This window comes from Methylocella silvestris (assembly GCF_002891535.1).
Classification (GTDB): domain Bacteria; phylum Pseudomonadota; class Alphaproteobacteria; order Rhizobiales; family Beijerinckiaceae; genus Methylocapsa; species Methylocapsa silvestris_A.
The window spans coordinates 90,106-113,054 of sequence record NZ_PDZR01000006.1 but is presented as its reverse complement, the minus strand read 5'-3'; the positions used below and the strand labels follow the sequence as shown (position 1 = coordinate 113,054).

At 63.8% G+C, this 22,949-nt stretch carries 17 protein-coding genes; 13 read left to right on the top strand and 4 right to left on the bottom strand.

Features of this window, described 5'->3' with window-relative positions; genetic code table 11:
* The first annotated feature begins 18 nt into the window (after window positions 1-18).
* From CR492_RS07785 to CR492_RS07770, 4 genes are all read left to right on the top strand, one after another.
* Entirely contained in the window at window positions 19-1,194 is a 1,176-nt protein-coding gene (locus tag CR492_RS07785) for an amino acid ABC transporter permease (RefSeq protein WP_102843174.1), read from the top strand.
* A 1-nt stretch (window position 1,195) separates the two neighbouring features.
* Window positions 1,196-2,344, top strand: a complete 1,149-nt coding sequence (locus CR492_RS07780) for an amino acid ABC transporter permease (RefSeq protein WP_102843173.1) — start codon at window positions 1,196-1,198, stop codon at window positions 2,342-2,344.
* Between the two features lie 35 nt (window positions 2,345-2,379).
* Complete coding sequence (locus CR492_RS07775) at window positions 2,380-3,123, top strand: amino acid ABC transporter ATP-binding protein (RefSeq protein WP_102843172.1); 744 nt, start codon at window positions 2,380-2,382, stop codon at window positions 3,121-3,123.
* Between the two features lie 106 nt (window positions 3,124-3,229).
* Window positions 3,230-3,571 carry a hypothetical protein gene (locus CR492_RS07770; RefSeq protein ID WP_146030204.1) on the top strand — a complete coding sequence of 114 codons (342 nt, stop codon included), beginning with the start codon at window positions 3,230-3,232 and terminating at the stop codon, window positions 3,569-3,571.
* A gap of 223 nt (window positions 3,572-3,794) precedes the next feature.
* On the opposite strand, the gene CR492_RS07765 is transcribed toward CR492_RS07770, so the two are convergent.
* Complete coding sequence (locus tag CR492_RS07765) at window positions 3,795-4,697, bottom strand: cupin-like domain-containing protein (protein WP_102843170.1); 903 nt, start codon at window positions 4,695-4,697, stop codon at window positions 3,795-3,797.
* A 565-nt stretch (window positions 4,698-5,262) separates the two neighbouring features.
* Between CR492_RS07765 and dnaE the strand changes: the two genes are divergently transcribed.
* Entirely contained in the window at window positions 5,263-8,739 is a 3,477-nt protein-coding gene (gene dnaE, locus CR492_RS07760) for a DNA polymerase III subunit alpha (protein WP_102843169.1), read from the top strand.
* Between the two features lie 264 nt (window positions 8,740-9,003).
* Here dnaE and CR492_RS07755 read toward each other — a convergent pair whose 3' ends face one another.
* Window positions 9,004-10,572 carry an acid phosphatase gene (locus CR492_RS07755; protein ID WP_102843168.1) on the bottom strand — a complete coding sequence of 523 codons (1,569 nt, stop codon included), beginning with the start codon at window positions 10,570-10,572 and terminating at the stop codon, window positions 9,004-9,006.
* Window positions 10,573-10,733: 161 nt separating this feature from the next.
* On the opposite strand from CR492_RS07755, the gene CR492_RS07750 reads away from it, so the two are divergent.
* Window positions 10,734-12,032, top strand: coding sequence for a cytochrome-c peroxidase (locus CR492_RS07750; protein WP_102843167.1), 1,299 nt, complete (start codon window positions 10,734-10,736; stop codon window positions 12,030-12,032).
* Window positions 12,033-12,222: 190 nt separating this feature from the next.
* Here CR492_RS07750 and CR492_RS07745 read toward each other — a convergent pair whose 3' ends face one another.
* A complete protein-coding gene (locus CR492_RS07745; protein ID WP_102843166.1) occupies window positions 12,223-13,710 on the bottom strand; it encodes an FAD-linked oxidase C-terminal domain-containing protein in 1,488 nt (495 codons plus the stop codon).
* 291 nt (window positions 13,711-14,001) lie between these two features.
* On the opposite strand from CR492_RS07745, the gene CR492_RS07740 reads away from it, so the two are divergent.
* From CR492_RS07740 to CR492_RS07720, 5 genes are all read left to right on the top strand, one after another.
* Entirely contained in the window at window positions 14,002-15,036 is a 1,035-nt protein-coding gene (locus CR492_RS07740) for a 30S ribosomal protein S2 (protein WP_102843165.1), read from the top strand.
* A gap of 106 nt (window positions 15,037-15,142) precedes the next feature.
* Window positions 15,143-16,075: a translation elongation factor Ts gene (tsf, locus tag CR492_RS07735; protein WP_102843164.1), complete on the top strand. Its 933-nt coding sequence runs from the start codon at window positions 15,143-15,145 to the stop codon at window positions 16,073-16,075.
* A 184-nt stretch (window positions 16,076-16,259) separates the two neighbouring features.
* Window positions 16,260-16,787 (top strand): hypothetical protein, encoded by a 528-nt coding sequence (locus CR492_RS20455; protein ID WP_146030203.1) that lies wholly within the window; start codon window positions 16,260-16,262, stop codon window positions 16,785-16,787.
* A 318-nt stretch (window positions 16,788-17,105) separates the two neighbouring features.
* Entirely contained in the window at window positions 17,106-17,750 is a 645-nt protein-coding gene (locus tag CR492_RS07725; RefSeq protein WP_245412005.1) for a protein-L-isoaspartate O-methyltransferase family protein, read from the top strand.
* Window positions 17,751-17,884: 134 nt separating this feature from the next.
* Complete coding sequence (locus tag CR492_RS07720) at window positions 17,885-19,306, top strand: TolC family outer membrane protein (protein WP_102843232.1); 1,422 nt, start codon at window positions 17,885-17,887, stop codon at window positions 19,304-19,306.
* Here CR492_RS07720 and CR492_RS20450 read toward each other — a convergent pair.
* Entirely contained in the window at window positions 19,263-19,526 is a 264-nt protein-coding gene (locus tag CR492_RS20450) for a hypothetical protein (RefSeq protein WP_146030202.1), read from the bottom strand. The two genes, CR492_RS07720 and CR492_RS20450, sit on opposite strands and share 44 nt — an antisense overlap.
* A gap of 51 nt (window positions 19,527-19,577) precedes the next feature.
* Here CR492_RS20450 and CR492_RS07715 point away from each other — a divergent pair, with 51 nt between their 5' ends.
* Together CR492_RS07715 and CR492_RS07710 are read left to right on the top strand one after the other, a co-directional pair.
* Window positions 19,578-20,048 (top strand): PopZ family protein, encoded by a 471-nt coding sequence (locus CR492_RS07715; RefSeq protein ID WP_102843161.1) that lies wholly within the window; start codon window positions 19,578-19,580, stop codon window positions 20,046-20,048.
* A 190-nt stretch (window positions 20,049-20,238) separates the two neighbouring features.
* Window positions 20,239-22,947 carry a valine--tRNA ligase gene (locus CR492_RS07710; protein WP_102843231.1) on the top strand — a complete coding sequence of 903 codons (2,709 nt, stop codon included), beginning with the start codon at window positions 20,239-20,241 and terminating at the stop codon, window positions 22,945-22,947.
* The last annotated feature ends 2 nt before the right edge of the window (window positions 22,948-22,949 follow it).

Here is a 22,949-nt window from a genome sequence, read left to right as displayed (position 1 = left end):
CTTTCCCCCTTCAAGGCGATGAAGCTTCGACGCCATCCCGCGCTGGAGTTCTGGTACGACGCCAAGGCGCGGGCCATCCTGCTGCAGAGCGCCTTCGTCGTCGCCTTTGTCGCGCTCGCCATTTTCGCCTTCATCGACGTGCGCGCCAATATGGAGGCGCGCGGCATCGCCACCGACCTCAGCTTTCTCGGCAAGGTTGCGGGCTTCGACATCAATCAGAGCCTCATTCCCTACAGCGCCGCCTCGACCTATGGCCGCGCTTTTGTCGTCGGGCTGCTGAATACGTTGCTTGTCGCTGCAGTCAGCCTCGCGCTGGCGACCGTGCTCGGCTTTATCGTCGGCTTCGCGCGGCTGTCGAAGAACTGGATCGTCGGCCAAACGGCGATGGCCTATGTCGAGGCGATACGCAACGTGCCTTTGCTGCTGCAGCTTCTGTTCTGGTACAACGCCGTTCTGAAGCCGCTGCCTTCGCCAAAGCAATCGCTGCCGCTGCCGTTCGGGATGTTTCTAAATAATCGCGGCCTGTTCGCTCCGGCGCCGGTGTTCGAGGCTGGGGCCGTGTGGCTCGTGGCGGCGCTCTGCGTCAGCCTCCTCGCCGCGGTCGCGATGCGCCTGACGCCGAAACGCATCAAATTCGCCACCCCCTCGCGGGCATTCTTCAGCGGCGTCGCAGCGGCGCTGCTGCTCGTTCTTCCGCTCGCGGCCTTCGTCGGCGCGGGGACGCCCGTCGCCTTCGTTCAGCCTGAACTCAAGGGCTTCAATTTCGTCGGCGGGGTCCGGCTGCTGCCGGAATTCGTCGCGCTTGTTTTGGGCCTCAGCCTCTATACGGCGGCGTTCATCGCCGAGATCGTGCGCGCCGGCGTCGAGGCGGTGCCGCGCGGCCAGCGCGAGGCGGCGGCGGCGATCGGCCTTGACCGCGCCGACGCCGACCGTCTCGTCATCGCGCCGCAGGCGATGCGCCTGATCGTCCCGCTGCTGACCAGCCAATATTTGAACCTCATCAAGAACTCTTCGCTCGCCGTCTTCATCGGCTATCCGGACCTTGTGCAGGTTTTCGCCGGAACGGTGCTGAACCAGACCGGCGCCGCCGTGCAGGTCATTTTCATCACCATGGCGGTCTATCTTGCGATCTCGCTCGTCGCCTCGCTCGCCATGAACCTCTACGGGCGCCGCTTCGCGCTAGTGGAGCGCTAGCATGGCAGGCAGCACGCGCGGCGGCCCGGGCGCAAATGCGCTCTATGTGCTGCAGGGCAACATCCCGCCGCGGGCGCCGCCGCTGCGTCGCCGCCGGCTCATTGATCTTCTCGCCGGCAATCTGTTCGACGGCTGGCGCGCCAGCCTGCTCACGATTGCGACCCTCCTTCTGATCGCCCTGGTCGCGCCGCCGCTGCTGCGCTTCCTCGTGTTTGACGCGGTTTGGTCGGCGCCGGACGGCGCCGCCTGCCGGGCGCCGGGGGCCGGGGCCTGCTGGGCCTTCATCTGGCGCAAGCTGCCCTATTTCACCTACGGCTCCTATCCGCTCGATCAGCGCTGGCGCGTCGACGTCACGCTGGCGATGGGCGCCGTTTTGATCGTCTGGCTGCTCTGGCTCAATGCGCCCCGGCGCAATCTCGCGGCGCTGCTGTTCTTCGGCGCCTATCCGATTATCGCCTTCCTGCTCCTGCATGGCGCGCCCTTCATTGGCCTGCCGCGCGTCGCCAGCGATCTGTGGGGAGGCATCTTCGTCAGCCTGCTCGTCGCCACGGTCGGCATGGTCGTTTCGCTGCCCTTTGGCGTGCTGCTTGCGCTTGGACGGCGCTCGTCCCTGCCGGCCCTCAGCCTCGCCTGCGCCGGCTTTATCGAACTCGTTCGCGGCGTGCCGATCATCACCGTCTTGTTCATGGCGAATACGATGCTGCCGCTGTTCGTGCCCGAGAATTTGGCGCCCGACCGGCTGCTGCGCCCGCTGATCGGCGTCGCCCTGTTCGCCTCGGCCTATATGGCCGAAGTGGTTCGCGGCGGATTGCAGGCGATCCCGAACGGCCAGTTCGAGGGCGCGCTGGCGCTTGGGCTCGGCCGCTGGCAGATGCAGCGCCTCGTCATCCTGCCGCAGGCGCTGCGGGCGGTCATTCCCGGCGTCGTCAATAATTTCATCGCTCTCTTCAAGGATACGACGCTCGTCGCCGTCGTCGGCATCTTCGACTTTCTGCGCACGGTCGATTCGGCGCGGCTTGATCCCGTCTGGGCGGGGCCGACCATCGCGGCGACGGGCTATGCTTTCGCGGCGATGTTCTATTTTGTCTTCTGCTTCGCCATGTCGCGCTATTCGCTGTTCGTCGAGCGGCGTTTTTCGCACGGCAGATAGCGGTCAGAGGGGAGTTCCGGCGTTTGGCGTCAAACATGAATGAACCGGGCCGCGCAGCGATCGAGATGATCGGCGTCAACAAATGGTATGGCGCCTATCACGCCTTGCGCGACGTCAACCTCACGGTGATGGCGGGCGAGCGGATCGTCGTCTGCGGCCCGTCCGGCTCGGGCAAATCGACGCTGATCCGCTGCGTCAACCGGCTCGAGGCGCATGAGAGCGGCGACATCGTCGTCGAGGGCGTGACGCTCACCGACGATCTGCGCCACATCCATGAGGTGCGCCGCGAGGTCGGCATGGTGTTCCAGCATTTCAACCTTTTTCCGCATCTGACCATCCTTGAAAATTGCACGCTCGCGCCGATCCATGTGCTGAAGATGGAGCCGCGCGACGCCGAGGCTGTCGCCATGCATTATCTCGGCAAGGTCCATATTTCCGACCAGGCCGACAAGTATCCGGGCCAGCTTTCCGGCGGCCAGCAGCAGCGCGCGGCCATCGCGCGGGCGCTGTGCATGAACCCGAAAATCATGCTGTTCGACGAGCCGACCTCGGCGCTTGATCCCGAAATGGTCAAGGAGGTGCTGGAGACCATGGTGCAGCTCGCCCGCGAAGGCATGACCATGGTCTGCGTGACGCATGAGATGGGCTTTGCCCGCCAGGTGGCCGACCGCGTGATTTTCATGGATGCGGGCGCGATCGTCGAGATCAATCGTCCCGAAGACTTCTTTTCGGCGCCGCGGCATCCGCGCGCGCGCCAATTCCTCGGCGAAATTTTGTAAAAGGATCGGCGCCTTTTTGGCGTCAGGCGTGGAACGGCAGAGCTTGCTCGCGCGTTATCCGCAATAGTTGGGGAATTGCCGGCGTCTCGGCCGGCTGGAGGATCGAATGAGGCCTGCGCAGACGTTTCTTCTATCCGTAATGGCCGCGGTTTGCGCTTATGGGCTTGCGATCCGCTGTGCGTCGGCGCAGGCGGCGGGCGCTTCCAATGGCCTCGATCACACCTTTCGCTCGCTTGAGGATTTGCGCGACGAAGTCCGGGCAAACGCGGGATGGCGCAAGTCCGAATGGATTTGCCAGCCGCCAAATGGGCCGTGCACATGGCGGGCCGGCTATTGGGGGCCGCCGCCGGCGCCTATGCCTGCTCCGACGACCGGCTATATCACCGTCCAATCGTTGCGCGGCTTTCCGTGGATCGCCGAGGCGCCGCCCGGCCCTCCGCCCTATTGAGCGCGCCTCATTGCGATGATTTCCGATGGGACCGTAGAAGCTGAGGTAGTTTAGGCCGTCGTGGATTGCAGACCCGACGGCTCTGCTCGCGACGAAATCGCGCGGGAGCAAAAGGCGAGCGTATCCGATCCGATTGAAATCTGATCGGATCGCGACGCGGGGCGCTCAAGCTTGAAAAGCTTGAGCCTGTTCTGTTAGCCAGAAAATTCGATCGGTATATGCTTTAGCCTAGGCGCCCCATCGCATGCCGCACCGCGTTTCGGGCGGAGCGCATTGCGGCTGTGACAGCGGCCTTGGAGCGGTCCGCGATCGGCGATTGTCCCGGGGAACTCGGCGACAGACCAAGCCGTCGCAGGAAGTAGTTCGCGCGATAGAGGTCGGCGCACTCCCCATAGGGAACCTCCATGTTGAGGCTCAGCGTCACCGAGACGTTGTTGTGGTTCTGCACCCAATGGGCGGCATGCTGGGGAACATGCACCGCATCGCCCGGATAGAGCGAAAATTTCGTCGCGACTTCCTCGGCATGAGGCTTGTACGTGCCGGCGGCGATCGTCGATCCGTAATATTCCTCGATCTCGCGTTCGGTCGTCACGCTGCGGTCGTTCGGGTCGCAGACCCATATATCCTTCGATCCCTGGATCTGAACGACGAAATTGACCTCGCCGTCGAAGTGGTAGGGCGTTTTGCGGTTGGGCGAGGTGATGAAGACGAGCATTTCGGCGTTGCTCAGCCTTTTCGACATCTCCGGCCCTGCGGTTTCGCGCACGAAGGCCTCATATTCGTCGAGCAGCGCCTTATAGGCCGGATCGGTTTCGACATGCTTCATGACGATCCAGGCGCCGGCCGTCTCGATCCGGTCGATAAGCTGCGGAATCGGCATATTCGGCTCGGGAACGCTGCCCCATTTGTCGGTCAGGGAAAGGTCGCCGGCGTCGGCCCAGAGGTCGCCGTTACGCTTGGCCGCTCTTTCCGCGACCTTGGTCAGGGCTTCGATGGTGAACAGGGGATGACCCGCGAGCGGATGGCGAACCAGGAAGGGACGCTTTTGAAACGCCGCGCGGGCTTCTTCGAGGGGATCGACCGGACTCCATTTTTCATTGGCGCGGATGGATGGCGTCGTCAACATCGGTTATTCCCCTTTGAAGCAATGATGAAGCCTTGAATCGTCTATGCAATTCGTCAGACGAGCGGGCCGACAATTTGAAAACTCTAACCGACAGGCGCGAACGGGAGCCATGAGGCGGCGCAAGCCGCGCTCCCAAAAACCCTCCGTTCGCACCGACGCTGCCGGATGTGAGGGCATCCAGCACGCAAAACTCTTATGCACACCGCGGCGGATCATCGTTCTTTTAGTTCAAATCGCCACGCCGCGTTATTTGGCTCACTCTGCGCTTATAAAGCAAATTCATCCGAATTTGAACAGCGTGACGGCGGAGCTTGCCGCCAATACTCGCTTCGCTATGCGAAAACGCACTTGCCGGAGGGCGACGTCTCGATTCGCCAAACGCTATAGTTGCGTGATCGCTGCGCCTGTGAGGGTTTGTTGCGCCGCAGCAAAAAGCGCGCTGGCGCGGCAATGCCGGCGAATGACGCCGCGAACGCTCCTCTAACCCCGAGGACTCGGCGCCAGCGTCAAAACTGCTAATGTCCGCCCCGCGGCTTTTGCCGCGCTCGCTCCGATCAGGGATTCGATGACGCAAAATTCCGCGCAGGCGCATGATTCCTCCGCGCCCGGCCCCGGCTTCGTACATCTCCATGTCCACAGCTCGTTTTCCTTGCGGGAAGGGGCCATGGGCATCGGCAAGCTCGCCAAACTGGCGGCGGCTGACCATATGCCGGCGCTGGCGATCACCGACGCCAATAATTTATTCGGCGCGCTCGAATTCTCCGAAAAACTCGCCAAGGAAGGCGTGCAGCCGATCATCGGCGCAAAGCTCACGCTCGATTTTCGGGACGGAGCTGCGATTTCTGCGCGCGGCGAGGAGCTTGGGGCCGGCCGCGCCTCGGTCATCCTGCTCGCCCAGGACGAGCCCGGCTATCTCAATCTGATGCATCTTGTTTCACGCGCCTGGCTCGATCCCGCGCCGGGCGATCCGCCGCATGTTCCGATCGAGCGGCTGCACGGGCGGACGGAGGGGCTGATCGCGCTCAGCGGCGGCCCCGCCGGGCCGCTCGACCGGGCGTTCGCCGCAAGGCGTCCCGAACAGGCCTTTGCGCGCGCGGCGCAACTGGAGGAGCTGTTCCCCGACCGTCTCTATGTCGAGCTGCAGCGCCATAACCTTGCCGTCGAGCGCGAGGTCGAACCGCGGTTGCTCGATCTCGCCTATCGCAAAGCGCTGCCCCTCGTCGCCGCCAATGAGCCCTATTTCGCGGCGAGTTCCGATTATGAGGCGCATGACGCGCTGATCTGCATCGCCGAGGGGACGGTCATCGGCGACGGCGCCCGCCGTCAGCTCTCGCCCGAACACCGCTTCAAGAGCCGCGCGGAAATGGTCGCCCTGTTCGCCGATCTGCCGGAAGCGAGCCGCAACACCGTCGAAATCGCGCGCCGCTGCGCTTTTCGGCCGCGGACCCGCAAACCCTTGCTGCCGCGTTTTTCCGCGACCGGCGAGCTTGCGGCAGAAGCCGACGCACTGCGCGGCGAGGCCGAGGCGGGGCTCGAAGCGCGCCTCGAGGCGCATGGACTCGCCAAGGGTTTTACGGCGGAGGATTATCGCAAGCGCCTCGCCTTCGAGCTCGACGTCATCGTGAAAATGAAGTTTCCGGGCTATTTCTTGATCGTCTCGGACTTCATCAAATACGCCAAGTCGCAGGGCATTCCGGTCGGTCCGGGGCGCGGCTCGGGGGCAGGCTCGCTTGTCGCCTACGCCCTCACCATTACCGATCTCGATCCCATTCGCTTCGGCCTCCTTTTCGAGCGCTTCCTCAATCCGGAGCGCGTCTCGATGCCGGATTTCGATATCGATTTCTGCCAGGACCGACGCGACGAAGTCATCGCCTATGTCCGGCGCCGCTATGGCGCGGACAAGGTGGCGCAGATCATCACCTTCGGCTCGTTTCTGGCGCGCGGCGTTCTTCGCAATGTCGGCCGCGTGCTCGAAATGCCGCTCGGCCAGGTCGATCGCCTCGCCAAGCTCGTGCCGCAAAATCCGGCCGCGCCGGTGAGTCTGAAACAGGCGATCGACTCCGAGCCACGCCTCAAGGAGGCCGCCGAGGCCGAGCCGCGCGTCGCCAAAATGCTGCAGATCGCGCAGACGCTCGAGGGGCTCTATTCCAACGCCTCGACCCACGCGGCTGGCATCGTGATCGGCGATCGCCCGCTGGAACAGCTTGTGCCGCTCTATCGCGATCCGAAATCCGACATGCCGGCGACCCAGTTCAATATGAAATGGGTCGAGCCGGCGGGGCTCGTCAAATTCGATTTTCTCGGCCTCAAGACGCTGACCACGCTGTCGACCTGCGTCAAGCTGCTCAGCCGGCGCGGCGTCGAGATCGAAATCGACAAGATCCCGCTCGACGATTCCAAAACCTACGCCATGCTTGGCCGCGGCGAGACGATCGGCGTGTTCCAGCTTGAAAGCGCAGGGATGCGCCGCGCGCTGGTCGATATGCATGCCGACCGTTTCGAGGACATCATCGCTCTCGTCGCGCTCTACCGGCCGGGCCCGATGGCCAATATCCCGCGCTATTGCGCGGTCAAGGCCGGCGAGGAGGAGCCCGACTACATCCACCCCAAAATCGAAGGCGTGCTGAAGGAAACCTTCGGCGTCATCATCTACCAGGAGCAGGTGATGCAGATCGCGCAGATCCTCTCCGGCTATTCGCTCGGCGAGGCCGATCTCCTGCGCCGCGCCATGGGCAAGAAGATCAAGGCGGAGATGGATGCGCAGCGGGACCGTTTTCTGCGCGGGGCGATCGACAACGGGCTGGCGCAAGGCAAGGCGAACGAGATCTTCGATCTGCTCGCCAAATTCGCCGACTATGGCTTCAACAAAAGCCATGCGGCGGCCTATGCGCTGATCGCCTATCAGACCGCCTGGTTCAAGGCCAATTACCCGCTGGAATTTCTCGCCGCTTCGATGACGCTGGATAAGCCCAACACCGACAAGCTGGCTGAATTTTCCAACGAGGCGCGGCGGCTGAACGGCGCTGTCGAACCGCCCTCGATCCAGCGTTCGGGGGCCGATTTCGAGGTCTGCGCCAATGAGGCCGGCGCGCTCCAGATTCGCTATGCGCTTGGCGCAATCAAGGGCGTCGGGCAGGGCCATGCCGAGGCTCTGGTCGCCGCGCGAAAGAACACGCCCTTTCGTGATTTCGCTGATTTCTCGGCGCGCATCGATCCGCGCGCAATCAACAAGCGCATGCTCGAAAGCCTCGTCGCCGCCGGGGCGTTTGACGAGATGGAGCAAGATCGCGCCCGCGTCTTCGCCGCAATCGAGACGATTCTGGCCAGCGCGCACCGGCGCGACGAGGAGCGCCGCGCCGGACAGTCGGCGTTGTTTGGCGCGGGCGCAGAGGATCGCATGCCGTTGCCGAAGGTCGCGCCCTGGACGCTTGCCGAACGGCTGCGGCGCGAATTCGATTCGGTCGGCTTTTTCCTTTCAGGCCATCCGCTCGACGCCTACGCCACGATCATGAGCCGGCTGCGGGTGCAGCGCTGGGCCGAATTTTCGCGCGCGGTCAAATTGGGCGCGACCGGCGGCCGGCTCGCCGCCACCGTGCTTGACAAGCAGGAGCGCCGCACCAAATCCGGCTCCAAGATGGGCATCGTGCAGCTGTCCGACCCGTCCGGCCAATATGAGGCGATCCTGTTTCAGGAAGGCCTCAACCAATATCGCGACCTTCTGGAAAAAGGCGCTTCGCTGCTGCTGGTGCTGCAGGCCGCAGTCGAGGGGGAGGACGTGCGCGCCAGAATCGTCTCGGCCGAGCCGCTCGACCATGCGGCGAGCCGCGTGCAAAAGGGCCTCCGGATATTCGTCGCCGACGACAAGCCGCTCGATCAGATCAAGCAGAGTTTGCGTCCTCAGGGCGACGGCGAGGTCGCCCTGATCCTGCAGACCCCGGAATGCGAGATCGAGCTCAAACTGCCGGGCAAATATGGGGTTTCCGCGCAGGCCGCGGGGGCGCTGAAAGCGATCCCGGGCATTCTTGCCGTGGAGCATGTCTGAGGCCGAAGGCGCATCAACAACGCTCGCGCTTTCAAATGGCTGCATGCGGCGGCCGACGCGCAATGATGCAATCGTCAATAAGATTGGATCAAAAGCATGGCGCGGGCAGGCGGGTTTGGCTGGCGTCGCCAAGTTACGGAAGCCAAAAGTCTGAAGAGTCGGACGTTCAAACTTGAAGTCCTGATCCTTGAACAAAACGCCCGGGAGCGCTGAGGGCGATCCCGGGCGTTCTAATTTTTGCGCGAGCCCTGTGAGGCGCGCAGGCTAGTTGGCGCTGGTCAGCTTCAGCGCCGGCACGAGATCGCCGAGCGCCTCGCCGCCCTGGCGTTTGATCGCGGCGTCGCGCACGGTAATTCCCGGCAGTTTCGGTAAATTATAGCGTCGCGTGATCAAGCGCAGGATCGAGGTCGTGTCGTAGCGCGTGTGATCGACGAAGCCCTTGCGGGCGAAGGGCGAGACGATCAGCGCCGGGATGCGGCTGCCGGGGCCGAAGCGATCGGCCTTCGGCGGGGCTGCGTGATCCCAGAAGCCGCCGTTCTCGTCATAGGTGACGACGACGACCATATTGGCCCACTGCGGGCTGTTTTGCAGATGCTGGATGACATTCGCAATATGATTGTCGCCGCTGAGCACGTCGGCGTAGCCGGGATGTTCGTTTAGATTGCCCTGCGGCTTGTAGAAAGTGACCTCAGGCAGCGTTCCTGCGTCGATCGCGGCGATGAAGTTTACGCCGTCGAGGCCGCCGTCGCGCAGATGCTCGGCGCGGGCGGCGGTTCCCGGCGCATAGGCCGCGAAATAATTGAACGGCTGATGATGATACTGGAAATTCGGGATCGGCGAGGCGTTCTGCCCGTCGAGCGTCGCCTGCCAGGCGCCGGCATACCAGGCCCAGGTGACGCCGGCGTTGGACAGAAGATCGCCGATGGTCGTCTGCGTCTGCGGCGGCAGGACATTCGCCACGGCCGGATTGGCATAGGCAGGATCGCCTCCGGCAGCCGGCGCGACGGAACTCGGCTGATAGGGCGGCTGCATGGTGTTGACGGCGTAGAAATCCGGCGTGATCGCGCCGTCATTGACGAATTTCGGCGCTCCGTCGATCGCCGACGCCGGCGAGGTCGCAGTGTTGACCGTGAGGCTGACCTTGTCCGCGTTGACTGTGGCGATCAGGCCGGCGGCCGGGCTGTTGTTGGCGTTCGGATAGATCGGCGCGCAGGAGCAAATGAGATATTGGTGGTTGAGAAACGAGCCGCCGAAGGCGCCCATGAAGAAATTGTCTGCGAGCGTGTACTGTTTCGCAATATTCCACAGCGGCAGGCTGGCGCCGCCGTTGTAATAGCCCATCACAGCCGCGCCAGAATCGGCCCAGGCGGCGAAGCGGTCATTCTTGCCGTTGTTGATCTGCATCTGGTTTTGATAGAAACGATGCCATAAATCGCGCGTCACTTTCCCCATCGAGACGTCGAACCCGTTCGGGTCGTCGATCTGGAAAGGCGCGTTGGGCAGGTGCTCGGTCTGGATTTGCGTCACCGCCGGCACGACGCCCGCCGCGGTGAGGCCGCCCCATACCGGCGGCAGTTCCTTCAGAACCTGGCCGTTGCGGTCTTTCTGGGTGAGGCGGGCCGCCTTCGCGCGCGCGCTCTTCAGCCCGTCTGCGCCGGGAAAAAAGCCGTAAAGATTATCGAAGCTGCGGTTCTCGGCGTAAATGACGACGACGGTCTTGATTTTGGCGAGTCGCGCCGAAACGGCCGCCGTCTCCGGAGTGACGCTCTCGGCCGCGAACGCTGGCGATGCGATCGCGATGGCGACAGCCCATGATACAAAAACTTTTTTCATTATAGTCCCCTCGCCGCCCCCTGGCGCAGCGCTGGCATAGAACCGGCTTGCAACAGAAATTTGACAGTCTGCATGCGTTGTAAATCAGCGGCCGGCTGTCATCTTACTGTCGCGCCAGTGGAGCATTTTCGCGCCGTTTTCAGCAGCGAGGCGGCGCACATATGACGTTTTTATTTTTCCGGCGCGGAGCCCGCTCCCTGACGGTCGCGGCGACGATCGCCGCCGCCTGCGCCGTCCTTGCGTCGCATTCCAGCGCTCTCGAAAAACCCGCAGCAGATCCCGTCGGCGCCGCGCCGGGACAATCGCGCGCGGCTGTGTTTCAGCGCGTCAGAAAGCTTGCCGACATCGGCCGCCGGGTGTTCGCCGATCCCGCCCTCTCGGCGTCGGGCCAGATGTCCTGCGCGACATGCCACGATCCCGCCAAGGGCTTTTCGCCGGCCAATGCGCTCGCCGTGCAGCTCGGCGGCAAAAACATGGATCAGGCCGGGTTGCGCGCGGCGCCGAGCCTTACCTATCTACAGACGACGCCGCGCTTTACCGAGCATTTTCATGAGTCGGACGACGACGGCGACGAGAGCGTCGACGCTGGCCCAACCGGCGGTTTGATGTGGGACGGCCGCGTCGATCAGGTGGCCGCGCAGGCGTTGTTTCCCTTGTTCTCGGTCTATGAAATGGCGAATGAGGATCACGCCGCGCTGGCCCGCCTGATCGACGCGAAATATGGCGCGGAGCTGCGCGCCACAATGGAAGGAACGATGTCGGAGGGCGAGGACTTCGCGCTGCGAGCGGCGGCGAAGGCGCTGCAGGCCTATCAGGAAACGCCAGCCGCGTTTTTTCCCTACAGCAGCAAATATGATTTCTATCTCCGCGGCGCCGTTGCGCTGACGGATCAGGAAAAACATGGCCTCGAACTGTTCAACGACGAAAAGAAAGGCAATTGCGCCAGCTGCCATTTCTCCGCGCAGGCGAAGCCAGGGGTGTTTCCGCAGTTCAGCGACGCCGGCTTCATCGCCCTCGGCCTGCCGCGCAACAAGGATATTCCGCGCAACGCCGATCCGGCCTTCTTCGATCTCGGTCTTTGCGGACCAGAGCGCCTCGATGTGAAGGATAGTGCCGACTATTGTGGAACGTTCAAGGCGCCGAGCTTGCGCAATGTCGCGCTACGCCAGAGCTTTTTTCACAATGGCGTCTTTCACGATCTGCGCGAGGCTGTGGCTTTCTACGTCGAGCGTGACGTGAAGCCGGAGAAATATTATCCGCGCCGGATCGACGGCAGCGTCGACAAATTCAACGATCTGCCGCCGCAATATCGCGCCAACATCAATAATGATCCGCCTTTCGGGGGCAAGCCGGGCGACAAGCCCGCGATGACCGACGCCGAGATCGACGACGTTGTGGCGTTTCTCAAGACGCTGACGGACGGCTATGCGCCGCCGTCTCCCGAGCATGCGGCGCGGTAGGCGAGCGGCGCTAGAGGAAGCTCCGCGAGGGGCGCCGCCGCCGATCTTGACGGTGTTTGGGCGTGGCGCGCAATCCGGCCAGCTTCCTTTTAACGATCTGGTCTGGCCTCGATCGATCGCCCTCGCCCTTCGAGACGCGAGCTTTGCTCGCTCCTCAGAGTGAGGGCATTAGGTTCAAGAAACCGTCGATTTAAAACCGCGGCAGCTCGGGGAACGGCAGCTGGCCCTGATGCACATGCATGCGGCCCATTTCGGCGCAGCGGTGCAGCGTCGGAAAGACCTTGCCGGGGTTCAGCAGCATCTTCTCGTCGAAGGCGCATTTGATGCCGATCTGCTGGTCGAGGTCGATCTCGTTGAACATGACGGGCATCAGATCGCGCTTTTCGACGCCAACCCCATGCTCGCCGGTCAGCACGCCGCCGACCTCGACGCAGAGCCGCAAAATATCCGAGCCGAAATCCTCCGCCGCCTGCAATTCGCCGGGCTTGTTGGCGTCATAGAGAATCAGCGGATGCAGATTGCCGTCGCCTGCGTGAAACACATTGGCGACGCGCAATTTGTGCTTTTCCGAAAGCTCCGTGATGCCGGCCAGCACGCGCGGCAGCGCCTTGCGCGGAATCGTGCCGTCCATGCAGAGGTAATCCGGCGACAGCCGCCCGACCGCCGGAAAGGCCGCCTTGCGTCCGGCCCAGAAGGCGAGGCGCTCGGCTTCGGAGTTTGAGATCCGGCATTGCGTCGCGCCGCGCTTCAGCGCGATCGCCTCGACGAGCCCGACGAGGTGATCGACCTCGACCGGCGGCCCGTCGAGTTCAACGATCAGCATCGCCTCGGCGTCGAGCGGATAGCCGACATGGACGAAATCCTCGGCCGCATGGATGGCCGGCCGGTCCATCATCTCCATGCCGCCTGGAATGATGCCGGCGGCGATGACGTCGGCGACGCAGGCGCCGCCCGCCTCGCTGGAATCGAAAGCGATCATCAGCGCCCGGGCGCTCTCGGGCTTGCGCAACAGGCGGACGATAACCTCGGTTACGACGCCGAGCATCCCTTCCGAGCCGACGACGAGGCCGAGGAAATCATAGCCCTCGGCGTCGAGGAAGGCGCCGCCAAGGCGCACGATTTCGCCGTTCATCAGCACCATCTCGACGCCAAGCACATTATTGGTGGTGAGGCCATATTTCAGGCAATGCACGCCGCCGGAGTTCTCCGCCACATTGCCGCCGATCGAGCAGGCGATCTGGGAGGACGGGTCCGGCGCGTAATAGAAGCCCCTGTGATCGACGGCGCGGCTGATGGCGGCGTTGGTGACGCCGGGCTCGACCACGGCGCAGCGGTTCTCAAAGTCGATCTCCTTGATCTTGTTGAATTTCATCATGGAGATCAGCACGCCGTCGACGAGCGGCAGCGCGCCGCCGGAGAGCGAGGTGCCGGCGCCGCGCGGCACTACCTTGATGGCGTTGGCGTAGCAATAGCGCAGCACGGCCTGAAGCTCGGCTGTCGTCGAGGGCAAAACGACGACCAGCGGCAGATTGGCGTAGGCGGTAAATCCGTCGCTCTCATAGGGACGGCGGCCGATTTCAGCGTCGATAACGGCCTCGCCCGGAATGATGGCGCGCAGCGCCGCGACGATTTCCCTGCGCCGCGCCATGATGGATTGGTCGATATCGAGCGCTTTCATCTGCCTCCCCAACCGCTGGCCGCCTTTACGGACGCGGCGCGAAACCCTAAATTAGGCCTGCAAAGTCGGCCGGGTAAAGTCCGACTTCAACGGGCGTCAGCTCAGCTTTGGCGCGCGGACCTTGCGTTCGCCTCCCAACGCCCCTATAAGCACGCCCATTCCACACGCGGATCGCGCGACCCTGATTCAAGGGCCGCATCCGGTGGCGTTGTCTATTGGATCGTCCGCAAGGACGCCACGAGAGAACGCCCATAACGTTCCGCGGCGGCTCAACCGGAGATTCAGAACAAGATGTCATTACCCGATTTCACCATGCGCAGCCTGCTCGACGCCGGCGCCCATTTCGGCCACCAGTCGCACCGCTGGAATCCGAAGATGGAGCCCTTCATTTTCGGCACGCGCAACAATATCCATATCATCGATCTTGCCCAGACCGTGCCGCTGCTGCACCAGGCGCTGAAGGCCGTGTCCGACACGGTCGCCCGCGGCGGCCGCGTGCTGTTCGTCGGCACCAAGCGGCAGGCGCAGGACGCCATCGCCGATGCGGCGCATCGCTCGGCGCAATATTACATCAATTCCCGCTGGCTCGGCGGCATGCTGACCAACTGGAAGACGATTTCCGCGTCGATCCAGCGTCTGCGCAAGGTCGAGGAGACGCTGCAGGGCGGCGGCTCGGGCCTGACCAAGAAAGAGCGGCTGATGATGTCGCGCGAGCGCGACAAGCTCGAGAAGGCGCTTGGCGGCATCAAGGAAATGGGCGGCATTCCCGACCTCATCTTCGTGATCGACACCAATAAGGAGCAGCTCGCCATCAAAGAGGCGGAGCGGCTGCATATTCCGGTGGCGGCGATTCTCGACACCAATTGCAATCCGGACGGCATCACTTTCCCGATTCCGGGCAATGACGACGCCGGCCGCGCCATCACGCTCTATTGCGATCTCATCGCCCGGGCGGCGCTGGACGGCATCGCCCGCGGCCAGGGCGCCGGGGGGATTGACTTCGGCGAGGCCGACCAGCCGCCGGCCGAGGATCTTCCGGTTGAGACGCAGGAGCCCGTCGTTGGCGTGACCGAGGCCTATGAGGCCCCCGTCGAGACTTTTGAGCTGTTAACCGCTCCGCGCGGCGCGCCGGATGATCTTGGCAAATTGCCTGGCATTGGCCCGCAGATCGTCAAGAAGCTCAACGACGCCGGACTCTATCATTTCTGGCAGATCGCGGCGATGACTCCCGAGGATGCGGCGAAGACCGATCATGATCTGAAGCTTGGCGGCCGCATCGAGCGCGACGGGTGGGTCAATGTGGCCCGCAGCCTCGTCGCGGCCTGATCGTTTTTCGCAGCAGAGACGCTCGGCGGCAGCGGCGCAATTCATCAGAACCAGAGTTCTGCTGCGGCTGCCGGCGAAGCAAACGAATTCATAAGGAAACGAGACAATGGCGAGCGTCACGGCCGCAATGGTGAAGGATCTTCGCGAGAAGACCGGCGCCGGCATGATGGATTGCAAGAACGCCCTCAACGAAACCGAAGGCGATATTGAAGCTGCGATCGACTGGCTGCGCAAAAAAGGCCTCTCCAAGGCCGCCAAGAAATCCGGCCGCATCGCCGCCGAAGGCCTTGTCGCCGTCGCCGTCCACGAAACCGACGGCGTGGTGGTCGAGGTCAATTCGGAAACGGATTTTGTCGCCCGCAACGAGGAATTCCAGGCGCTTGCGCGCACCATCGCGCTTGTCGCGGTCGAGAAGGGCCTGACCGACGTCGAGGCGCTGAAGGGCGCGCATTATCCGGGCGGGACCACTGTCGCCGAAGCCATCGCCAATTCGGTGGCGACGATTGGCGAGAACATGACTTTGCGCCGCGTCGCGGCTGTCAATGTCGCCCAGGGCGTCGTCGGCCAATATGTCCATAATGCGGTGGCCGACGGGCTCGGCAAGATCGGCGTGATCGTCGCGCTTGAATCGACCGGCGATGCGGTCGTGCTCGCTCCGCTGGCGCGGTTGATCGCGCTGCATGTCGCGGCGGCAAGCCCCCTCGCGCTTGAGCCTGCCGATCTCGATCCGGCCGTGGTTGCGCGCGAGAAGTCGGTTCTCGCCGACAAGAACGCCGGCAAGCCACCGCATGTGCTGGAGAAGATCGTCGAATCCGGGCTCAAGACTTTCTACAAGGAAGTCTGTCTGATCGATCAGCCTTCGATCCACGCCGATCACGCCAACAAAACCATCGGCCAAGTGGTGAAGGAAGCTGAAAAAGCGGCCGGCGCGCCGGTCAAGCTCAAGGCTTTCGTCCGCTATGCGCTGGGCGAGGGAATTGAAAAGCAGGAAAGCGACTTCGCCGCCGAGGTCGCCGCCGCCGCCAGCGGCCAGCTTTAAGGCTGCAATCGATCCCGACTGAAAAGGCCGCCCGCGCGTTTCGCCGGGCGGCTTTTTCGTGTCTGGCGTTGCAAAAAACGCGCGCTGCAATTCGCAAATTGACCGCCGGGCGAAATCGCAGGAATGTCACGCGACGCCGCGTCGACGCGGTGATTCCTGCGTCCCGCTCTGGGAGATTCGCGCCATGTCATTTCGATCCGAACTGCGCCGCCCGAAAGGGCGGTTGATCGCATTTAGCGTTCTCTCCGCCCTTTTTGGCGCGGCGCTCACGAGTCCCGGCGCAGCGCAAACAGTGCGAAAGGACTGCAGCGAGAAATATCAGGCGGCCAAGGCCGCAGGCACGCTCAACGGGCTGGCGTGGCCGCAATTTTACAGCCAGTGCGCCGCTGAAGCCAAAGCAGGCGCTGCGGCGGCGCCCGCTGCTCCCGTGGCGGCTGCGCCCGCGGCTCCGGCCGCGCCCGCCAATCCGCTGAAGCCGCCAGCGACGGCAGCGGCCCCTGCGGCTCCCGCCGCTCCGGTGGCGGCAGGCGCAGCTGTCTTTCCCGCCGCGATTTCGGCTGCCTACGCCAGCGAAAAGCCGGGCAAGCAGCGCATGAAGACCTGTCTCGACCAATATCACGCCAACAAGGCGACCGGCGGCAATGCGGGCCTTAAATGGATCCAGAAGGGCGGGGGCTATTACAGCCAATGCAACGCCCGGCTGAAAGGCTAAAGCCGGCCCCTCTCAAAGAGCGGGCCTGCGCCCCCGGAAGCGCCGCGGCGGTCGCCGCCCGGCGCTTTGGCCTTTGCGTCGAGACGCCACGCGTGCGGCGGCGGCCCCCCTTGTAACGACTAAAGGTTCCTGCGCCCCTTCGCTCGCGGCGGCTTGACGAAAAAGCCACACAGGCCGGAAGAACGACCACCAGGGCGCCCGCCGGAATGGACAGCAACGGCTACGCCCCATATAAATTCGGCGGAACACGTGCGGCGAGGTCGAGACATCATGCAGGACGCGGGCAATTCCGATCCTTGGGAGTCGTCCAGGCGCACAATGGTCGATCGACAGATCCGGACGTTCGACGTTACGGATTCGGCCGTCATCGATCGAATGCTGGCAGTTCCTCGCGAGAAATTTCTCCCCGCGAGCCTCGAGCCATTGGCCTATTCGGATTCGGCGCTCCTCCTTCCGGGAGCCACCGGCGAACGGCCGCGCAGCCTCCTGCCGCCGCTGGTGCTGGCCCGTCTTTTACAGGGCGCGCGCCTTCTGCCCACTGACAAGGCTTTGGTCGTCGCGGCGGGGAGCGGCTATTCGACGGCTCTCATCGCCGGGCTTGCGGGCGATGCGGTCGCCGTTGAATCCGATCCGGCGCTCTACGCCGCCCTGCGCGGCGGGCTCGATGCTTTCGGCCTCGCCAAGGTCCGCACGCTGCCGACGCCGCTGGTCGCCGGCGCTCCCAGCGAAGCGCCGTTCGACGTCATTCTCGTCGACGGCGGCGTTGCAGGGCGCCTCGATTCGTTGTTTGAGCAACTGAAAGACGGCGGGCGCCTTGTAACCGTGCAGCAAATGGCGGACGGGGCGTGCAAGGCCGTGCGCTACGACAAAGCCGATGGCGCGACCGGTTACCGCATCCTGTTCGACGCCTCCGCCCCTGTGCTCGACGCATTCAGGCGGGTCGAGGAGTTCACGTTTAGTTGAGTTTCGGCGAGCCGCCGTTTCGTCGAGATCTTTCCGCCAGTCGGGCGCGGGCAGGCGGCGCCGCCTGCGGAACAGGCCGGAGAGGCTCGCAGCAAGGTTTGCCGGGCGAGGCCGCAAATAAGGGAACCGAAAGTTTGGTTGACGCCTCGCATCAGGCCGCTTTGTCCGGCATTGACCTCAGCCGAGGCAGGGTCGCAAAAGCGCTCGCCATAGCCCTCGTCGGCTGGATCGCCGCCGCCAATCCGGCCGGCGCCGAAACCATGTCGAGCGCGCTGGTTCGCGCCTATATCGGCAATCCGGATATGAACCAGCAGCGCGCGGGCGTTCGCGCGCAGGACGAGAATATCCCCCGGACGACCGCGGGTTGGCGTCCGCAGGCCAGCGCGACGGGCCAGATCGGCTATAATTATCAGGATTTTCGCCAGCTCGGCTCACGCCTTAACGGCAGCACCGCGCCGAGTTCGATCGGTCTCTCGGTCACGCAAAATCTCTTCAATGGCAATCGGACGCTGAATTCGGTGCGGCAGGCCGAGTCAGGCGTTTTCGGCGCCCGCGAGGATCTTCGCAACACGGAGCAGAACGTCCTGCAGAACGGCGCAACCGCTTACATGAATGTGTTGCGCGACACCGCCGTGCTTGAGCTGCGCCGCAACAATATCACGGTTCTCGAAGAGCAGCTGCGCCAGACGCGCGACCGCTTCAATGTCGGCGAAGTGACCCGCACGGACGTCGCGCAGGCGGAGTCGAGCCTTGCAAATTCGCGCTCGGAGTATTTCGTCGCGCAGGCCAATCTTCAAAACAGCGTCGCCAATTTCCGTCAGATCATTGGCGTCGAGCCGACCCGTCTCGAGCCGGCGCGCACCATCGAGGCCCTGCTGCCGAAGAATATGAATAGCGCGGTGGCGCTGGCGCTCGAGGAGCATCCGGCGATTCAGGCAGTCCTGCATGCGGTCGATCAGGCAGAGTTGCAGGTCAAACTGGTCGAGGGCGAGCTCGCCCCGAGCGTCAATATTGTGGGCAGCGTGCAGCGCGAAACCGATTATCAGGGCATTCGCAACTCGACCCTCATCAATGGGCAGGTGGTCGGGCAGATCTCGGTGCCGATCTATACGGGCGGCGAAGTCTATGCACGCGTTCGCCAGGCGAAGGAGACGCTGGCGCAAACCCGGCTGCAGGCCGATCTGCAGCGCGACTCTATCCGCGCCACCGTGGTCTCGGCCTACGGGCAGCTCGATTCGTCAAAAGCGGTGATCCAGTCGGCCAAGGCCGCGGTGAAGGCGGCGGAAATCGCCCTCGACGGCATTCGCGAAGAGGCCAAGGTCGGGCAGCGCACGACCTTCGACGTCTTGTTCGCGCAGCAGACTCTGCTCAACACGCGCGTCAGCCTCGTCACCGCCCAGCGCGACCGCGTCGTCGCCTCCTATAATGTGATGGCGGCGATCGGCAAGCTTTCGGTGGCAAACCTCAGCCTGAGCGTCGCTGAATATGATCCGACCATTCATTTCGAGCAGGTCAAGGACAAATGGATCGGGCTGCGCACGCCTGACGGCCGCTAAATTTCGTCAAGCCGCTTGCTGCCGGGCCTGCGCTGGTTCTCCTTGCCAGCGGGCTTGCGCTGAGACTACCCTTCATTTCCGATTCGGCCGCGAGCGGCAATTGCGCGGCGGCGCCGACAATCATTCTGGTCGGCGCGGCGTTGGCGATCATGTTTTGGCTCGAATTCGAACCAAAATCGTTATGATCGATTGCTGGCGTCTCGGGCAGGATGTCGCCCAAAATCCGTTCCTGACTTTTGGACGACAGGCTCTGGGAAAGCGGTAGAGATCGATGAGCGCAGCCTATTCTGTCGAAGCCTCGGGTGAACTGTCCGATCAGCGGCCACGGGAGCCGTCCATGGAGGACATTCTCGCCTCGATCCGGCGCATCATCGCCGAGGATCAGGCCCTGTTTGCGGCCGACGACTCCTCCCGCGCGAGGAGCGAGGAGGCGAGTGCGGCCGACGCGAGGGACGCAAGCTTCGGCGACCCGACGCAGGCCGCCTCACCGGAGCAGAGGCGCGCGGCGGTGTCGGAAGAGTTCGGCGCGCAGCCGATCGCCTCGGGCGACACCAGCGAAACCGTCGCCGGCGCCTTCAACACGCTGGTCGCGAGCCGCTTCGCCCAGAATTCCGACGCCATTCTTGCGCTGGCGCGCGAAGCTCTGCGCCCGATGCTTGCGGCGTGGCTTGACGCCCATCTTCCCGCCCTCGTCGAGCGGCTTGTCAAAGCCGAGATCGAGCGGATGACCCGGGGCGCCTGACCGGAGCCGGCAAAGCTCGGTTTTGCCGCGCGGCTGATCCGGCGACGCCGCGTGCGAACAGCGCCGCCGCGCCTGTCTCTTCGCGCCGCGCGCCGACGCGGCTTGCCTTTTCCGCTGCGCTTTGCAATCGCTGAGCCCGAACTTTTGTGCGGCGCCCCGGCGCGAGCCCTCGATTAACGAAACGAAGCTGATGATGGACAAGACTTTCGATCCGAAGACGGTCGAAGGCCGCATGCTGGCGGTGTGGAGTGAGGCCGACGCCTTCAAGGCGGGCCGTCCGGACCGCAAGGCCGCCGAGCCTTTCGCGATTGTGATTCCGCCGCCGAATGTCACCGGCGCCCTGCATATGGGCCATGCTCTCAACGCCACCTTGCAGGACATTCTCGCCCGCTTCGAGCGGATGCGGGGCAAGGACGTGCTGTGGCAGCCGGGCACCGATCACGCCGGCATCGCCACCCAGATGGTGGTCGAGCGGCAATTGATGGAGCGGCAGGAGCCCGGCCGCCGCGAGATGGGGCGCGAGAAATTCCTCGAACGCGTCTGGGCCTGGAAGACCGCCTCGGGCGGCGCCATCGTCGAGCAGCTGCAGCGCATCGGCGCCTCCTGCGACTGGTCGCGCGAACGCTTCACCATGGACGAGGGGTTGTCGCGCGCCGTCGTCAAGGTTTTCGTGCAGCTTTTTCGCGAAGGCCTCATCTACAAGGACAAGCGGCTGGTCAATTGGGACCCGGCGCTGCTGACCGCCGTGTCCGACCTCGAAGTCGTTCAGGTCGAGACAAAAGGCCATCTCTGGCATTTCAACTATCCGGTCGTCGATGACGCGGGCCTCGAAACGGGCGAATTCATCACGGTTGCGACGACCCGGCCGGAGACGATGCTTGGCGACGCCGCGGTGGCGGTCAATCCGTCCGACGCGCGCTATTTGCATTTGCAAGGCAAGCGGGTGCGTTTGCCGCTGGTCGGCCGGCTGATCCCGATCGTCGCCGATGATTACTCCGACCCGGAAAAGGGCACCGGCGCGGTGAAAATCACGCCGGCGCATGATTTCAACGACTTCGAGGTCGGCCGCCGGCACGGCCTGCCGCTCATCAATATTTTTGACGCCGAAGCGAGGCTCCTGCTCAACGGCAATGAGGCCTTCGCTGCATGCGCCGAGCCGATTGCGGAGCTTGCTGCGCTAAACGGCCTCGACAGGACCGCGGCGCGCACAAAAATCGTGGAGCTGATGGAGCAGCGCGGCCTTCTCGCGGCGATCGAGCCGCATCCGCATATGGTCCCGCATGGCGATCGCTCGGGCTCGGTGATCGAGCCCTGGCTGACCGACCAATGGTATGTGAACGCGAAGGTGTTGGCTGAGCCCGCGCTTGAAGCGATCCGCTCGGGCAAGGCGCAATTCATCCCGAAGAATTGGGAGAAGACCTATTTCGACTGGCTCGAAAACATCGAGCCCTGGTGCGTCTCGCGTCAGCTCTGGTGGGGCCATCAGATCCCGGCCTGGTATGGTCCCGACGGCGCGATTTTCGTCGCCGCCGACGAGGCGGAAGCGAATGAGGCTGCGCGCGCGCATTATGGCGCGCCGACGCCGCTCAGGCGCGACGAAGACGTGCTCGACACCTGGTTTTCCTCGGCGCTCTGGCCGTTCTCGACGCTCGGCTGGCCGGATGATGACACGGAGCTCAAGCGCTATTACCCGACGAGCGTGCTCATCACCGGCTTCGACATCATCTTCTTCTGGGTCGCCCGGATGATGATGATGGGACTTCATTTCATGGGCGAAGTCCCCTTTCGCGACATCTATTTGCATGCGCTCGTCCGTGACGAGAAGGGCGCCAAGATGTCGAAGTCGAAGGGCAACGTCATCGACCCGCTGAAGCTCATCGACCAATATGGCGCCGATTCGTTGCGATTTACGCTTGCCGCCATGGCGGCGCAGGGGCGCGACGTGAAGCTGGCGGCGCAGCGCGTCGAGGGTTACCGCAATTTCGCGACAAAAATCTGGAACGCGGCGCGCTTCGCCGAAATCAACGGCTGCGTCCGCGTCAAGGGGTTTGATCCGAAATCGGTCAAAATCGCGCTCAACGCCTGGATCATCGGCGAGGCGGCCAAGGCGGTCGCGGACGTCACCGGCGCGATCACAACCTACCGCTTCAACGACGCCGCCAACGCTGCCTATCGCTTCGTCTGGAACATTTTCTGCGATTGGCATCTTGAACTGGCCAAGCCCCTGCTGCAGGGGCCGGATGGCGCGGCCAAGGACGAGACGCGGGCCGCGACGGCCTTTGTCTTCGACGAGATTTTGAAGCTGCTGCATCCCTTCATGCCCTTCCTCACCGAGGAGCTTTGGGGCGTGACAGCGACGGATGAGCTGCCGCGCCAGACCGTGCTGGCGCTGGCCCCATGGCCCGATCTTGCCGGGCTTGGAAACGCGAGCGCGGAGGCCGAACTCGGCTGGGTCGTCGAACTCGTCTCCGAGGTGAGATCGGTTCGCTCCGAGATGAACGCGCCGGCGGGCGCGCTGATCCCGCTGGTGCTCGTCGGCGCTCCGGGCGAGGTCGAGGCGCGGGCGAAGAACTGGGACGAGACGTTGCGGCGGCTGGCGCGCCTGTCCGATATCTCCTTCGCGAAAGAGGCGCCGGATCAGTCCGCCCAATTCATCGTGCGCGGCGTGGCGGCGGCCTTGCCGCTCTCGGGCGTCATCGATTTCGCCGCTGAAAAAGCAAGGCTCGCCAAGGAGATCGGCAAATGCGAGGCCGAGGCGAAAAAGATCGACGCGAAACTCGCCAACGCTGATTTCGTCGCGCGCGCGCCGGAAGAGGTGGTTGAGGAAAATCGCGAGCGTCTCGAGGAGGCCCGCGCCCGCGCCGAAAAGCTTGGCGCGGCGCTGACGCGGCTCGGCTGAAT

What these genes read in the sequence shown, in the direction of transcription:
- CR492_RS07785 (WP_102843174.1), top strand. Translation starts at nt 19, where the DNA reads ATGAAGCTTCGACGCCATCCCGCGCTGGAGTTCTGGTACGACGCCAAG.
- CR492_RS07780 (WP_102843173.1), top strand. Translation starts at nt 1,196, where the DNA reads ATGGCAGGCAGCACGCGCGGCGGCCCGGGCGCAAATGCGCTCTATGTG.
- CR492_RS07775 (WP_102843172.1), top strand. Translation starts at nt 2,380, where the DNA reads ATGAATGAACCGGGCCGCGCAGCGATCGAGATGATCGGCGTCAACAAA.
- CR492_RS07770 (WP_146030204.1), top strand. Translation starts at nt 3,230, where the DNA reads ATGAGGCCTGCGCAGACGTTTCTTCTATCCGTAATGGCCGCGGTTTGC.
- CR492_RS07765 (WP_102843170.1), bottom strand. Translation starts at nt 4,697, where the DNA reads ATGTTGACGACGCCATCCATCCGCGCCAATGAAAAATGGAGTCCGGTC.
- dnaE (WP_102843169.1), top strand. Translation starts at nt 5,263, where the DNA reads ATGACGCAAAATTCCGCGCAGGCGCATGATTCCTCCGCGCCCGGCCCC.
- CR492_RS07755 (WP_102843168.1), bottom strand. Translation starts at nt 10,572, where the DNA reads ATGAAAAAAGTTTTTGTATCATGGGCTGTCGCCATCGCGATCGCATCG.
- CR492_RS07750 (WP_102843167.1), top strand. Translation starts at nt 10,734, where the DNA reads ATGACGTTTTTATTTTTCCGGCGCGGAGCCCGCTCCCTGACGGTCGCG.
- CR492_RS07745 (WP_102843166.1), bottom strand. Translation starts at nt 13,710, where the DNA reads ATGAAAGCGCTCGATATCGACCAATCCATCATGGCGCGGCGCAGGGAA.
- CR492_RS07740 (WP_102843165.1), top strand. Translation starts at nt 14,002, where the DNA reads ATGTCATTACCCGATTTCACCATGCGCAGCCTGCTCGACGCCGGCGCC.
- tsf (WP_102843164.1), top strand. Translation starts at nt 15,143, where the DNA reads ATGGCGAGCGTCACGGCCGCAATGGTGAAGGATCTTCGCGAGAAGACC.
- CR492_RS20455 (WP_146030203.1), top strand. Translation starts at nt 16,260, where the DNA reads ATGTCATTTCGATCCGAACTGCGCCGCCCGAAAGGGCGGTTGATCGCA.
- CR492_RS07725 (WP_245412005.1), top strand. Translation starts at nt 17,106, where the DNA reads ATGGTCGATCGACAGATCCGGACGTTCGACGTTACGGATTCGGCCGTC.
- CR492_RS07715 (WP_102843161.1), top strand. Translation starts at nt 19,578, where the DNA reads ATGAGCGCAGCCTATTCTGTCGAAGCCTCGGGTGAACTGTCCGATCAG.
- CR492_RS07710 (WP_102843231.1), top strand. Translation starts at nt 20,239, where the DNA reads ATGATGGACAAGACTTTCGATCCGAAGACGGTCGAAGGCCGCATGCTG.